The 13,915-nt window shown below is 59.8% G+C and carries 14 protein-coding genes; 3 read left to right on the top strand and 11 right to left on the bottom strand.

Annotated elements, in window-relative coordinates; translation table 11 throughout:
• The first annotated feature begins 107 nt into the window (after positions 1–107).
• A complete protein-coding gene (locus tag KSS91_RS20190) occupies positions 108–1,040 on the top strand; it encodes a lipid A biosynthesis lauroyl acyltransferase (RefSeq protein WP_015096126.1) in 933 nt (310 codons plus the stop codon).
• Positions 1,041–1,204: 164 nt separating this feature from the next.
• A complete protein-coding gene (locus KSS91_RS20185) occupies positions 1,205–2,377 on the top strand; it encodes a patatin-like phospholipase family protein (protein WP_217835912.1) in 1,173 nt (390 codons plus the stop codon).
• A gap of 143 nt (positions 2,378–2,520) precedes the next feature.
• On the opposite strand, the gene KSS91_RS20180 is transcribed toward KSS91_RS20185, so the two are convergent.
• The 9 genes from KSS91_RS20180 to puuE all read right to left on the bottom strand — a co-directional run bounded on the left by KSS91_RS20180 (position 2,521) and on the right by puuE (position 10,686).
• A complete protein-coding gene (locus KSS91_RS20180; RefSeq protein WP_095964010.1) occupies positions 2,521–3,306 on the bottom strand; it encodes an outer membrane protein OmpK in 786 nt (261 codons plus the stop codon).
• 32 nt (positions 3,307–3,338) lie between these two features.
• Positions 3,339–3,683, bottom strand: a complete 345-nt coding sequence (locus tag KSS91_RS20175) for a hypothetical protein (RefSeq protein ID WP_217835911.1) — start codon at positions 3,681–3,683, stop codon at positions 3,339–3,341.
• Positions 3,683–4,468 carry an outer membrane protein OmpK gene (locus KSS91_RS20170; RefSeq protein ID WP_126046605.1) on the bottom strand — a complete coding sequence of 262 codons (786 nt, stop codon included), beginning with the start codon at positions 4,466–4,468 and terminating at the stop codon, positions 3,683–3,685. The genes KSS91_RS20175 and KSS91_RS20170 overlap by 1 nt, the downstream gene beginning before the upstream one ends.
• A gap of 169 nt (positions 4,469–4,637) precedes the next feature.
• The gene (locus KSS91_RS20165) at positions 4,638–5,990 is read right to left on the bottom strand and encodes a nucleobase:cation symporter-2 family protein (RefSeq protein ID WP_102699324.1); all 1,353 of its coding nucleotides are present in this window, start codon (positions 5,988–5,990) and stop codon (positions 4,638–4,640) included.
• Positions 5,991–6,183: 193 nt separating this feature from the next.
• Positions 6,184–7,488: a urate hydroxylase PuuD gene (locus KSS91_RS20160; protein ID WP_217835910.1), complete on the bottom strand. Its 1,305-nt coding sequence runs from the start codon at positions 7,486–7,488 to the stop codon at positions 6,184–6,186.
• Between the two features lie 50 nt (positions 7,489–7,538).
• Positions 7,539–8,042 (bottom strand): ureidoglycolate lyase, encoded by a 504-nt coding sequence (locus KSS91_RS20155; RefSeq protein WP_007960046.1) that lies wholly within the window; start codon positions 8,040–8,042, stop codon positions 7,539–7,541.
• Between the two features lie 120 nt (positions 8,043–8,162).
• A complete protein-coding gene (gene alc / locus KSS91_RS20150; protein WP_007974931.1) occupies positions 8,163–9,158 on the bottom strand; it encodes an allantoicase in 996 nt (331 codons plus the stop codon).
• An 89-nt stretch (positions 9,159–9,247) separates the two neighbouring features.
• Positions 9,248–9,763, bottom strand: a complete 516-nt coding sequence (uraD, locus tag KSS91_RS20145) for a 2-oxo-4-hydroxy-4-carboxy-5-ureidoimidazoline decarboxylase (protein ID WP_217835909.1) — start codon at positions 9,761–9,763, stop codon at positions 9,248–9,250.
• Positions 9,760–10,686, bottom strand: coding sequence for an allantoinase PuuE (gene puuE, locus KSS91_RS20140; RefSeq protein ID WP_126046599.1), 927 nt, complete (start codon positions 10,684–10,686; stop codon positions 9,760–9,762). Before puuE ends, uraD begins: the two co-directional genes overlap by 4 nt.
• Positions 10,687–11,119: 433 nt before the next feature.
• Here puuE and uraH point away from each other — a divergent pair, with 433 nt between their 5' ends.
• Positions 11,120–11,473 carry a hydroxyisourate hydrolase gene (gene uraH / locus KSS91_RS20135; protein WP_007974925.1) on the top strand — a complete coding sequence of 118 codons (354 nt, stop codon included), beginning with the start codon at positions 11,120–11,122 and terminating at the stop codon, positions 11,471–11,473.
• 193 nt (positions 11,474–11,666) lie between these two features.
• Here the strand turns inward: uraH and KSS91_RS20130 are convergent, their stop codons facing one another.
• Positions 11,667–12,293, bottom strand: a complete 627-nt coding sequence (locus KSS91_RS20130) for a LysE family translocator (RefSeq protein WP_217835908.1) — start codon at positions 12,291–12,293, stop codon at positions 11,667–11,669.
• Positions 12,294–12,365: 72 nt separating this feature from the next.
• Positions 12,366–13,715 carry an NCS2 family permease gene (locus KSS91_RS20125; RefSeq protein WP_015096117.1) on the bottom strand — a complete coding sequence of 450 codons (1,350 nt, stop codon included), beginning with the start codon at positions 13,713–13,715 and terminating at the stop codon, positions 12,366–12,368.
• Positions 13,716–13,915: the final 200 nt, after the last annotated feature.

The raw sequence follows: 13,915 nt of genomic DNA, 5'->3' as shown, positions 1-13,915 counted from the left end.
AACGACTTGTCACTAAAAGTGCCGAGACTTATAACGAGAACGCCCGCAGGCCGCAAGCCGGGTCGAACGATGTAGAATGCGCGGCCATTGTCATTCCGGAAGCATTAATGGACCGCCCGCGTTTTCGAAAAGCATTTCTATCTCCACGTTTCTGGCCGCTGTGGTGTGGCCTGGGGCTGTTGTGGCTCATCGTCCAGTTGCCGTATCCGGCACTGCTGTGGATCGGCCGAGCATTGGGCGCATTGATGTATCGCGTGGCCGGCGACAGACGGCGCATTGCCAAGCGCAATCTGGAACTGTGTTTTCCGGAAAAAACCGCCGCCGAACGCAAACGCCTGCTCAAGGAAAACTTCGCCTCCACCGGTATCGCGTTTTTTGAAATGGCGATGAGCTGGTGGTGGTCGCGCAAGCGCCTGGCGAGTCTCGCTCACGTTGAAGGGCTGGAGTACTTGCAGCAGGCCCAGCGCGAAGGCAAGGGCGTGATCCTGATGGCGCTGCACTTCACCACGCTGGAAATCGGCGCGGCGTTGCTCGGTCAGCAGCACACCATCGACGGCATGTACCGCGAGCATAAGAATCCGCTGTTCGACTATATCCAGCGCCAGGGCCGCGAGCGGCACAACCTCGATTCGCTGGCGATAGAGCGTGAAGACGTGCGCGGCATGCTCAAATTGCTGCGCTCGGGCCGCGCGATCTGGTACGCGCCGGATCAGGACTACGGCGCCAAGCAAAGCATCTTCGTGCCGCTGTTCGGCATTCAGGCGGCGACCGTTACTGCCACGAGCAAGTTTGCGCGGCTGGGCAAGGCGCTGGTGGTGCCGTTCACCCAGGAGCGTCTGGCGGACGGCAGCGGTTATCGCCTGGTGATCCATGCGCCGCTCGAAGGCTTCCCCGGAGAAACCGAGGAAGAAGACTGCATTCGCATCAACCAATGGATCGAAGGCGTCCTGCGCCAATATCCCGAGCAATACCTGTGGGCCCACCGCCGCTTCAAGAGCCGTCCACCGGGCGAGCCGAAGCTGTACGCCAAACGCCGTTGAACCCCGATCCCCTGTAGGAGCGAGCCTGCTCGAGATGGACCAGAGAGCGCCACGGGGCGTCAGGCTCCCAGCGTCATCGTTAACGTCCATCGCTCGCAAGCTCGCTCCCACAAGGGAACAGGCCGAAACAACGAAATCCCATCAAGCACCATGGAGAGTTGTGCATGAGTCCAGTTGAACCGGTTACAGGGTTGATTCTTTCCGGTGGCGGGGCTCGGGCGGCTTATCAGGTCGGGGTGCTGGCAGCGATTGCCGAATTGCTGCCGCCGGGGGCGAGCAATCCGTTTCCGGTGATCGTCGGCACCTCGGCAGGCGCGATCAATGCCGTCAGCCTCGCCAGCGGGGCAATGGACTTTCGTCATGCCATCCAACGCCTGACGGCCTTCTGGCAGGGCTTTCGCAGCCCTCTGGTATTGCGCAGCGACTGGCCCGGGGTCATTCGCCAGGCCACTCGCTTTGTCAGCCACAGCTTGCTCGGCATCGGCTCCCAGGTTCCGGTGGCGCTGCTCAACAGTTCGCCGCTGCGGGATCTGCTCAACGACAAGCTGCATATGGAGGGCATCGCCGAAGCGATCGCACAGAAGCAATTGCATGCGGTGGCGGTCACGGCGTTCGGCTATGAGTCCGGCCAGGCCGTCACGTTCTATCAGGGCGGCGGCAAGATCGATGCCTGGTTGCGCCATCGACGCATCGGCGTTCCCACCCGACTGTCGGTTGAACACTTGCTCGCCAGTTCAGCGATTCCGCTGCTGTTCGCCCCGGTGAAAATCGGCGAAGAGTATTTCGGTGATGGCGCGGTGCGTCAGTCGGCGCCGATCAGCCCGGCGCTGCATCTGGGCGCCAGTCGGGTGCTGGTGGTGGGCGTCAGCGGCAACCCCCGCGGTATCGACCCGCAACAACCCTTGCAGCGCAGCTACACCGGTCAGCAGCCGACCCTGGCGCAGATCGGCGGGCACATGCTCAACAGTACGTTCATTGACAGCCTGGAAAGTGACATCGAGTTGTTGCAGCGCCTGAACCAGTTCAGTCACCTGATGCCTGATGGCACACCGACCCGCGCATTGGGCGTGGCGCCGGTGGACGTGCTGGTGATTTCACCGAGCCAGCCGATTGATGAGATTGCCGCGCGACATCGTCAGGAGTTGCCGGCGGCGCTGCGTCTGTTCCTGCGGGGGCCGGGTGCGACCAAGACCAGCGGGGCAGGGGTACTGAGCTACCTGCTGTTCGAGGCGGGGTATTGCAGCGAGTTGATCGAACTGGGGCGCAGCGATGCGTTGGCCAAGCGCGGGGAGTTATGCCGGTTTCTCGGCTTGGCGGAGCCTGCAGTCTCGGCTTGAGATAGGTGGTGCAGCCATTCGCGAGCAAGCCCGCTCCCACACTCGATTTTCAGCGAACACAATAATTGCGTACGGCGCAGATCAAATGTGGGAGCGGGTTTGCTCGCGAAGGCGCCCATACAGACGCCTACAGAATTAAATGATCAGAAGTGAACCTTGACCAGGAAACTGGTCACGCTCTGATCCGTCTTGAAGCCTTGGCTGTCTTCAATCCCGTACTTGTTTTTCCAGTAGTCATATTCGACACCGACGTACAGCTGCTTGGCACCCAGGTTCAGCGCCTTGCCCAGGTCGTATTTGACCTGTGGGTTGAAGTGCAGGTTGGCGTGGTATTCGCCTTTGCTGTTGACATCGTTGTCGACGACCCAGTCCATGAAGCCGTCGATCAGCACATCCGAGTCACCCACCGGGATGGTGTAGGACCAGACCGGCGAGACCTGCCAGATGTTGTCGCCCGGGCGGTCGCCTTCGGTGTGACGGTTGTAGAAGTTCAACTGGAAGTAGTCGAAGCCGGGGATGGCCAGGTCGAAACCCGGACCGATCAGGTACGACTCGGTGTCGTCTTCGCCGAACTCATAGGTCATGGCCAGCAGGACGTCCTTGATCGGGCCTAACTCGAACTTCTGGTCGAAGATCTTGTTGAACGACAGGCGCGGGCTGAGCTCGCCATAGTGGGTGTTTTCACCCGCGAAGTGGTCTTCCTTGCCGTTGTAGAAGATCTTGTCGATGAAGAAGAAGTTGTCACCGTACTTCCAGCCATCGGCGTGTTCGAAGGTCACCGTTTGCTGGATGCGCGGGTTGACCTGAAAGTCCTTGCCATACAGGTAGGTCAGGCTGTTGTTCTGCCACTGCAGCAAATCGCCGGCCATGGCCTGGCCCCCGGCCAGCATCGATCCCGCCAGCATCAGGCTAGTGCACGTACGTTTCATTCGGTTGCTCCCAAAAAGTAGGTGGTTCCACGTTATTTTTTTAAGGTCGGCGCTCTGGTGTGGCGCCTTTTTCCGTAGCGGTAAAAAATCATCCAGTCGGTCAGCTTTGTGCTGATAGCAAGAGCTGAGCCAAGGCTTTCAAAAAGCAAAAAAACTCCCGCTCGACGGCTCAAAAGCGGTCGATTGAGAGGGGGGTTGGAGTGCCTTGGTGCCTGCCAGCGCCGGGATAAGTTGGCCTGCTGGTCAGGTTTTACATCCGGGCTTTTTTTTAAACCGGATTCGGGCGGCCGCGGAGAATACTGACTCCTCGGCCAGGTCTCAAGTGCTCCGCAACGGCGCACCGACGACAGGTTTGGCGCACGGTTGCGGGGCAGCATCAGAAATGCACCTTCACCAGCAGGCTGGTGGTGTTTTCATTGGTGTCGAATTTGCCGCTGTTTTCGATGCCGTACTTGTCTTTCCAGTAGCTGTATTCGGCGCCGACGTACACTTGTTTCTCCCGCCAGCCCAAGGCCTTGCCCAGGTCGTACTTGATCTGCGGGTTGAAGTGCAGGTTGGCGTGATAGGTGCCATGGGCGTTCTGGTCGTTATCCACTACCCAGTCCATGTAGCCGTCGATCAACAGGTTCGAGTTGCCCAATGGCAGGGTGAAGGACCAGGCCGGCGTGATCTGCCAGACATCGTCGCCGGGACGCGAGCCTTCGGTCTGGCGGTAATAGAAGTTCAGGGTGAAAAAATTGAAGCCCGGTACTGCCAGGTCGAATCCGGGGCCGATCAGGTAGGCCTCGGTGTCGTCTTCGCCATTTTCGTAGGTCATGGCCAGCAGCACGTCCTTGATCGGGCCGAACTCGAAGCGACGGTCGAGGATCTTGCCCAGGGAGAGGCGCGGGCTGAACTCGCCGTAGTAGGCGTGGACGCCTTTGTTCCGGTCTTTCTCGCCGTTGTAGTAGGTGCTGTCGATGAACATGAAGTTGTCGCCGTACTTCCAGCGGTCGGCGTGCTCGAAGGTTATCGTCTGCTGGATCGACGGATTGACCGCGAAATCCTTGCCGTACAGATAGCTCAGGCTGTTGGTTTGCCACAGCAGTAAATCGCCGGCCATGGCCTGACTCGCGGCCAGCAGGCCTGCACCCAACAGCAGGTTGGTTTGTGTCCGAATCATCTGTTGCTCCCTCTTGTTTTTATTTTCAAGGCGCAGGAAACCCCTACCCCTGTAGGAGCGAGCTTGCTCGCGATGGTCGTCAACGATTACGCGTGTTATCTGGATAAACGCGGTGTTCTCGGGTTCATCGCGAGCAGGCTCGCTCCTACAGGGGGTGTGTATTTCTGTCTTAGTGGGCGTGGCAGTCGTTGATGGCCGCGCGTTCGGCGCCACCGAGGATGTTGAACAGCAGGTTCAGCGTCAGCGCGCTGAGGGTGGCCATGGCGATGCCGCTGTGGGTGATCGGGCTCATCCACACGGGCAGGTGGGCGAAAAACTCCGGGCGCACCACCGGGATCAGGCCCATGCCGATGCTCACCGCCACCAGCAATTGGTTGCGACGATCACCGATATCGGCTTCCTGGAGAATCTTGATCCCGGTGGCGGCGACCATGCCGAACATCGCAATCGCTGCGCCGCCCAGGACTGCCGGAGGGATCGAGGCCACCAGGAACGCGGCCTTGGGGAGCAGGCTCAGGACGATCAGCAAACCGCCGGCGACGATGGTCACGGAGCGGCAGCGCACGCCGGTCATCTGCACCAGGCCGATGTTCTGGGCAAAGGAGGAGTGGGTGAAGGTGTTGAAGAACCCGGCGAAGAACGAGGCGCCGGCATCGCACAGCAAGCCGCGACGCAGCATCCGTGGGCAGACTTCCTGGCCGGTGATCTTGCCCAGCGCAAGAAACATCCCGGTGGACTCGACGAAAATAATCACCACCACCAGGCACATCGACAGGATCGGTGCGAGTTCGAATTTCGGCATGCCGAAATGCAGCGGGGTGACGAATTGCAGCCATGGCGCCTGAGCCATGCCGCTGAGGTCGACCATGCCGAGCAGGCCGCAGAGCACGTAGCCCAGGCACATGCCGATCAGCACGGAAATATTGACCCAGAAGCCGCGCATGAAACGGTGGACCAACAGGATGGTGCCCAGCACCAGGGCGGCGATGGTCAGGTAGATAGGCGAGCCGAACTGAGCGGCGCTGGCACCGCCGCCGGCCCAGTTCACGGCCACGGGGAACAGCGACAAACCAATCGAGGTGATGACCGTGCCGGTCACCAGCGGCGGGAAGAAGCGCACGACCTTGGACATGAACGGGGCGATGAGCATGCCGAAGAAACCGGCGGCGATGGTCGCGCCGAAGATCCCTTGCAGGCCGATACCGGGCATGCCGGCCATGGCGACCATGCTGCCGACAGCGGCGAAACTGGCCCCCATCATCACCGGCATGCGAATGCCCATGGGGCCGATGCCGAGGGACTGGACGATGGTGGCAATACCGGCCACCAGCAGGTCGGCGTTGATCAGAAAGGCGATTTCTTCACGACTCAGGCCAGCGGCCTGTCCGATGATCAGCGGCACCGCGATGGCGCCACCGTACATCAGCAGAACATGTTGCAAACCGACCAGGATCAGTTGCAAGAGGGGCAAACGCTGAATGGCGGGTGCGTCGGGGATGCGCGCTGCGGATAGCTCGGACATGCAACACCTCGGATCTTTTTTATTCTTGTGATTTTGTGCATTGGGCAAACCTGTGGGAGCGGGCTTGCTCGCGAAGAGGCCATAACATTCAACATCGTTGTTGACTGACCCGACGCTTTCGCGAGCAAGCCCGCTCCCACAGGGATTGATGGTGTCCATGTGGGAGCGAGCCTGCTCGCGAAGCGTTCAGCGATTAATTGGTCTGGGCTCCCTGCACAATCCAGGCACCGATCAGGTCACGTTCCTGCTGGGTCATCTGGGTGATGTTGCCCAGTGGCATGATCTGGCTGGTGACGGCTTGCGCCTGGATCCGCGGTGCGTTCTGGCGGATTTGCTCGGGAGTGTCCAGCATCACACCGGCCGGTGCTGCACTGAACAGCGGGCTGGTGGGCTTGGCCGAGTGGCAGACCGTGCAGCGTTCCTGAATCACGCTGTGCACCTTGTCGAAACCCGGGCCGGCATTGGAGGCCTGAGCCGCAGCGGCAGCAGGCGCTTGTGCAGGTTTGGCTTCAGCAGGTTTCAATCCACCGCCCACTGCGGTTTCCGGTAGCGGCTGGTATTCGATTTTCACTGGAGCGTTGGCCACTTCAGGGGCGCTGGACATCGGCTTCGGACCGGACACATAAGCCAGGCAGATCATGCCCACCGCTGCCACCGGCAGGGTCCAGGCAAACTTGTGGCTGTCATGACGGGTGTTGAAGTAGTGACGCACCAACACCGCCAGTACCGCGATCCCGGCCAGGATCAACCAGTTGTACTGGCTGCCGTAGGTGCTCGGGAAGTGGTTGCTGATCATGATGAACAGCACCGGCAAGGTGAAGTAGTTGTTGTGACGCGAGCGCAGCAGGCCTTTGGCCGGCAGGGCCGGATCCGGCGTGCGGTTCTCGGCGATTGCCGCCACCAGTGCGCGTTGCGCCGGCATGATGATGCGGAACACGTTGCCGACCATGATGGTGCCGATGATCGCGCCGACGTGCAGGTACGCACCGCGACCGCTGAACACCTTGCTGAAGCCGTAGGCTGCGCCGATGATCAGCACGAACAGGATGAAACCGAGCAGGGCAGGGCGTTTGCCCAGGGCCGAGTCGCACAGGAAGGAGTAGATGAACCAGCCGATGAACAGCGAGCCGAGACCGATGGCCACGCCTTCAGGACCGCTCAGGGTGCTGCCCGGAGCCAGCAGGTAGAGCGTCGGGTTGGAGTAGAACACCACGCACAGCAGCGCGATCCCCGACATCCAGGTGAAGTAGGCTTCCCATTTGAACCAGTGCAGGTTGTCCGGCATGGTCGGTGGAGCCAGTTTGTATTTTTCCAGGTGGTAGATACCGCCGCCGTGGATCGCCCACAAATCGCCGGCCAGGCCGGTTCTCGGGTTGACCCGGTTGAGGTTGTTTTCCAGCCAGACGAAGTAGAACGATGCGCCGATCCAGGCCACACCAGTAATCATATGAACCCAGCGCACGCTCAGGTTCAGCCATTCCAACAGATGTGCTTCCACAGTCTTTACCTCTCGCCTGTCACTCTGTTGTCGAGTGATCAGACCTTCTCTTATTGGTGGGGGGCGAGGATCAAACGCTCATCCTCTTTGAAAAAATGCTCATCGCAGTTATTGCCTGTGCCACTGCGATCAACCACCAGGAAGTCATCCCGCTTTTCGATCGTCAGCACCGGGTGGTGCCAGACGCCGCGATGGTAATTAATGCCCTGCCTGCCGTTGGTGACGAAGGCGCGGACCAAGCCTGATACAGGTTCATCGCCAAGTGGCGCGACCACGATCAGAAAGGGGTTGCCGAGCAGCGGAATGAAAGCCTGGCTGCCCAGCGGATGGCGCTCCAGCATGCTGACGGTCAGCGGCATGTCCTGCGCGTCGGCGCGGAAGATGCTGATGATCGCGTTGTCCTCTGGCGTTGCGGTTTCGACCGTCGCCAGTTTATGGAAGCGCATGGTCGAACCGTTGTTGATCATGAAGTGATCGCTGCCGTCGGTTTCGATCACGTCACCGAAAGGGGCGAAGGCTTCTTTGGTCAGCGGTTCAATCGTCAGTGTGCGCATGCTGGTCTTCTTATCCGAATTCGTTGTTGTCTGTTCTATTGTCTTCGCGAGCAGGCTCGCTCCCACATTTCGACCGCGTACCCCTGTGGGAGCGAGCCTGCTCGCGAATGGCCTCACCGCTTATTTAGCGACCTTGCCCAATACGCGCAGGCGGCTTACACCACCATCCGGGAACACGTTCAGGCGGATGTGGGTGATCGGGCCCAGTGCCTTGATCTGCTCGGCGAAGGTGTGTTCGGCGTGCATTTCCAGCTTCTGGCTTGGCAACAGTTCGCGCCAGAACAGCGATTGGGTTTCGATCTGGCTGTCGGTGCCGCCCTTCACGAAGGCGCCCTGGATCGAGCAGCTGTCCGGGTAGTTGCCCTTGAAGTGCAGGGTGTCGACGATGACTTTCTCGACTTCACCGGCATGACCCAGCGCGACGATGACCCAGTCATTGCCCGGGGTACGGCGACGCGCGGTTTCCCAGCCGTCGCCCATGTTGATGCCACGGCCCGGGTTGAGGATGTTGCTCATGCGGCCGAAGTGTTCATCGGAGCAGGCGAGGGCACGGCCGCCGTTGAGGGCGGCGGCCAGGTCGACTTGCTCGTTGTCGCCGATGGCCGACCAGTCGCGGAACGGCACGCCGTACACACGCAGGCGGGCCACGCCGCCATCCGGGTAGATGTTGAAGCGCAGGTGGCTGAAGGCCTGGTCGTTGCTGATTTCGTGGTAGTGGTGGCTGTTGCCTTGCAGCTCGACAGCGGACAGCACTTCAGTCCACTGGGTGTTTTCATCAGGCTCGCCCGACGCCAGGAAGCAGGCTTCCAGGGACGCCGATGGCGGGAAGTTGCCGGTGAAGAATGAAGTGTCGATGTCGACGCCCTTGATCGAACCCGGTACGCCCAGGCGGATCACGGCGCTGTCGAAGCCTTCGAAGCGCTTGCGGCGCGATTCCCAGCCGTCCATCCACTTGCCGTTGTCATCGAACACGCCCTCCTTCCATACGGCCGGGGTCGGTTGGAACAGACGGTTGGCGTCTGCGAACCAGTCATCGGTGACCGAGATGATTTTGGTGCCCAGGCGGGCGTCGGCCAGGTTGACGAACTTCTCGAAAGGTACGGCGTAAGCTTTCATTCTTCTTGTCTGCCTTTAATAAGTTGGCTTGGGATGCTTGCAAGGCCCTGGGCGGTTTCGGCGTTCATGAAATCGCTGGGCCAGGCTTGCTATAGGGTCAGTAATCGGAACAGGGCGATCTTGTTGATCTGCGCCAGCGCGCATTTGAACTCGGTGTCGACCGGGTTGTGGATGCGCGTTTCGAACGCTGCGAGGATCTGATGCCGGTTGCTGCCTTTTACCGCCATGATGAAGGGAAACTTGAACTTGGCTTTGTAGGCGTCGTTCAGCTCGGTGAAGCGCTGGAACTCTTCGGCCGTGCATTGGTGAATACCGGCGCCAGCCTGTTCATTAGTGCTGGCTTCGGTCAACTGGCCCTGGACGGCGGCTTTGCCGGCCAGGTCCGGGTGAGCGTTGATCAGAGCCAACTGGCTTTCGTGATCGGCGCTCAACAGGATGTCGCTCATGCGCTGGTGCAGGGTTTCGATCTCGTCGATCGAGGCATCCTGGCCCAGGTCGAAGGCCTTTTCGGCCACCCATGGCGAATGTTCGTAGATGTCGGCGAAGGCTTTGACGAAGGCGTCACGGCTCAATGTCGATGGTTTCAATGTTTGAAAGGCGCTCATTTCGCGGCCCCTTGGTACGGGTGGGTTTGCTGCCAGTGGCGGGCAATGTCGACGCGACGGCTGAACCACACCTGTTCATGACTTTTAGCGTATTCGATAAAGCGCTTGAGCGAAGCCAGACGCGCCGGACGGCCGATCAGGCGGCAGTGCAGGCCGATCGACAGCATCTTCGGTGCTTCGGCGCCTTCGGCGTAGAGCACATCGAACGCATCCTTGAGGTATTCGAAGAAGTCGTCGCCCTTGTTGAAACCCTGAACCTGGGTGAAGCGCATGTCGTTGGTGTCCAGGGTGTACGGGATCACCAGGTGCGGCTTGCCGGTCGGGTTGTTCGGTTCCCAGTAGGGCAGGTCGTCGTCGTAGGTGTCGCAGTCGTAGAGGAAACCGCCTTCTTCCATCACCAGGCGACGGGTGTTCGGGCCGGTGCGGCCGGTGTACCAGCCCAGCGGGCGTTCACCGGTGATTTCGGTGAGGATGCGGATCGCTTCGAGCATGTGCTCGCGTTCCTGGGCTTCGTCCATGTACTGGTAGTCGATCCAGCGGTAGCCGTGGCTGCAGATCTCGTGGCCGGCATCGACCATGGCGCGGATCACATCCGGGTGACGCTGGGCGGCCATGGCCACGGCGAAGATGGTCAGCGGAATGTCGAATTCCTTGAACAGCTTCAGGATCCGCCACACGCCGGCACGGCTGCCATACTCGTAAAGCGATTCCATGCTCATGTTGCGCGCGCCTTGCAGCGGCTGGGCAGACACCATTTCCGAGAGGAAGGCTTCGGACTCTTTGTCGCCGTGCAGGATGTTGCGCTCGCCGCCTTCTTCGTAATTGAGTACGAACGACAGGGCTATGCGGGCATTGCCCGGCCAGTGTGGATGAGGAGGGTTACTGCCGTAACCGACCAGGTCGCGTGGGTAGTCAGCGCTCACTGCAGGCTTCCTTCTTGTTCGATGATGACGGTTGGTGTGACGCAGCTGGAGATTGGTGGCAGGCTGGCGTCACAGCGATGGGCTGATTGTATACAACTTTATATTCACTTTGTAAGCCTGAATTTTCGCATTTTTAACCGACTGTCATCTTTTACTGCTATTGGCGTGAGCCTGCAAGAAATCTGCCTGACTGGTCAGTAATTTGATGACGGGTCTATGGAGTGTGCAGTTCGGCGGGAAATCGCCGGTAAATGTGCAAGTGCCGGGTATAACGCGAAAAATGTCGTTTTTATTGTGTACAATTTTTTTTAAAAGTGTCTTAATCAGTCGCTCGCCGCAACTTTTCGTGCTCCGAATCGGTGCGGTCTCCTTTTCAACTGACTTCGGGAGGCGCGAAGTCTGACTGCTCCACGCAGGCAGGCGCGCAGAATCAATGGGACGTTTGACTACACACGTTTTGGACGCAGCACACGGTTGCCCGGGCAGCTCGATCAAGGTCGAGTTGTACCGCGTTGAAGGATCGCACCTGGAATTGGTCGCCAGCGCGATAACCAACAGCGATGGCCGTGTCGATGCACCGCTGCTGCAAGGTGATGACTACCGCACCGGGGTCTATCAGGTTCAGTTTCATGCCGGCGATTACTACCGCGCCCGCGGCGTCAAGCTGCCGGAGCCGGCCTTCCTGGATGTCGTGGTGCTGCGTTTCGGCATCTCCGCCGAGCAGGATCACTACCATGTGCCGTTGTTGATTTCGCCTTACAGCTACTCCACCTATCGCGGCAGCTGATCCCCCAAGCAGCTGCTGCACCCTGGAAGCGACTGCGCATATAGCTTCTTTGGTCTTTCGCCCGCTCACACTGCGGGCTTTTTTTCGTCTGTAGGAGCGAGCTTGCTCGCGATGGAGGCCCAGACAAAGCGGGCATTCAGATGGCCCGCGTCATCGTTGACGTCCATCGCGAGCAAGCTCGCTCCTACAGCTTTTAGCGGCTCAGCAGGGACGCAGTCCCCGCACCACTGAACAACCCCGCACTGATCCGGTTAAACCAGCTCTGGCCCTTGCCACTGCGCAGATACCGCGCCGCACCATGGGCACCGAGGCCATAAGCCAGCTTGCAGGCCAGATCCAGCAGTGTCCAAGTGACAATCATCACCAGCAGCTGCGGCAGGAACGGCTGTTCGGCACTCAAGAACTGCGGCAGGAAAGCGGCGAAGAACAGGATGTCCTTCGGGTTGCTGGCGCCGAGCATGAAGGCACGGCCGAACAGTGCACGAAAGCGAGGCACCGGCGCTGTTTGCGGCACTTCGGCGCCGTGGGAAGGCAGGCGCGATTGCCGCCAGCTCTGCCAGGCGAGGTAGAACAGGTAAAGGGCACCAAGAATCTTCAGGGCGCTGAACAGCTGTTCCGACGCCAGTAGCAACGCCCCCAGGCCCAGCGCCGAAGCGCTCAGCAGGCAGATCGATGCGGACACGCCGCCGAGAAAGGCCGGGTAAGAGCGGCGCAGGCCGTAATTCAGACTGTTGCTGATCATCAGCAAAGACAGCGGCCCCGGGATCAGGATCACTATCAGCGCAGCGCCGCTGAACAGCAGCCAGGTTTCCAGATTCATCACTTTCCTCCATTTGCACAAAAGCCTCACCCGACGGGGTGAGGCTGTTTTGAAGCGGGTCCCGCGTAAGGTTTAAAGGAAGATGAACTTGGCGATGAAGATCGCGCAGAGCACCCACAGGCTTACGGAGATTTCCTTGTACTTGCCGGTGCCGGCCTTCAACGCCACGTAGGTGATGAAGCCCAGCGCGATGCCATCGGCGACCGAGAAGGTCAGAGGCATCATGATTGCAGTGACGATCGCCGGGATGCTGTCGGTCGCTTCATCCCATTCGATGTGGGCCATGCCGCCCATCATCAGCATTGCTACGTAGATCAGTGCACCCGCGGTTGCATAGGCAGGGATCATCCCGGCCAGCGGCGCGAAGAACATGGCTGCAATAAATAGCACACCTACGGTCACTGCGGTAAGACCAGTCCGACCACCCGCTGCAACACCGGCAGCACTTTCCACGTAGCTGGTGACCGGCGGAACGCCGACTACTGCACCGAATACGCTGGAAGCACTGTCGGCTTTCATGGCGCGGGAGAGGTTTTCGATCTTGCCGTCAGCGCCTACCAGGTTGGCGCGTTGAGCAACACCCATCAGGGTGCCGGCGGTGTCGAACATGTGTACGAAGAGGAACGCCAGGACCACGCTGATCATGCTGACGTTGAACACGCCGGCGACGTTCATGGCCATCCAGGTCGGAGCCAGGCTTGGCGGGGCCGACATGATGCCCTCGTAGTGCACCAGGCCCAGACCCCAGCCAGCGAGGGTCACGGTGATGATGCTGATGAGGATTGCGCCGAACACCTTGTGATAGCTGAGGATGGCGATCATCAGGAAGCACACGGCAGCGAGCAGCGGGCCGGGTTCGCGCAGGGAGCCGAGCTTGATCAGCGTGGCCGGGCTATCGACGACGATACCCGCGGTTTTCAGGCCGATCAGCCCCAGGAACAGACCCACGCCGGCGCCCATGGCGAAGCGCAGGCTGACCGGGATGCTGTTGAGCAGCCATTCGCGGATCCGCGAGAAGGTCAGGATCATGAACAACACACCGGAAACAAACACCGCGCCGAGGGCGGTTTCCCAGTTGTAGCCCATGGTGCCGACTACGGTGTAGGTGAAGAAGGCGTTGAGCCCCATGCCTGGCGCCAGGCCGACCGGCCAGTTGGCGTACAGGCCCATCAACAGGCAACCGAGTGCTGCAGCGATACAGGTGGCGACGAATGCCGCACCATGATCGATCCCGGCGTCAGCCATGATGTTGGGGTTGACGAAAATGATGTAAGCCATGGTGATGAAGGTTGTCAGACCGGCAATCAGCTCGGTCTTCACCGTGGTGCCGTGCAAGCTGAGTTTGAACAGACGCTCCAGCAAGCCATTGCGTAATGGCGGCGAGAGATCCAGCGTCGATGCTTCGGATTTGCGGCTTTCCACAGCGAATACTCCTCAAGAGTTTTATTTTTATTTCCAGGGCCGGACCCATGAGGGTGGCAGCGGCCCTTTGAGGCACTTGCGAATTTGTTGACCGCTTGGTCAGGAACTCGCACGAAGTGGATTATGCTTTTGTATACAAAGAATGCAAATAATGTTTTTGATTTTGTCGACGAAAAGTTTGGCAATAGGGATATATCGCC

Source organism: Pseudomonas azerbaijanorientalis (genome assembly GCF_019139795.1).
GTDB lineage: Bacteria > Pseudomonadota > Gammaproteobacteria > Pseudomonadales > Pseudomonadaceae > Aquipseudomonas > Aquipseudomonas laurylsulfatiphila.
This window is presented reverse-complemented; position numbering and strand designations above follow the sequence as displayed.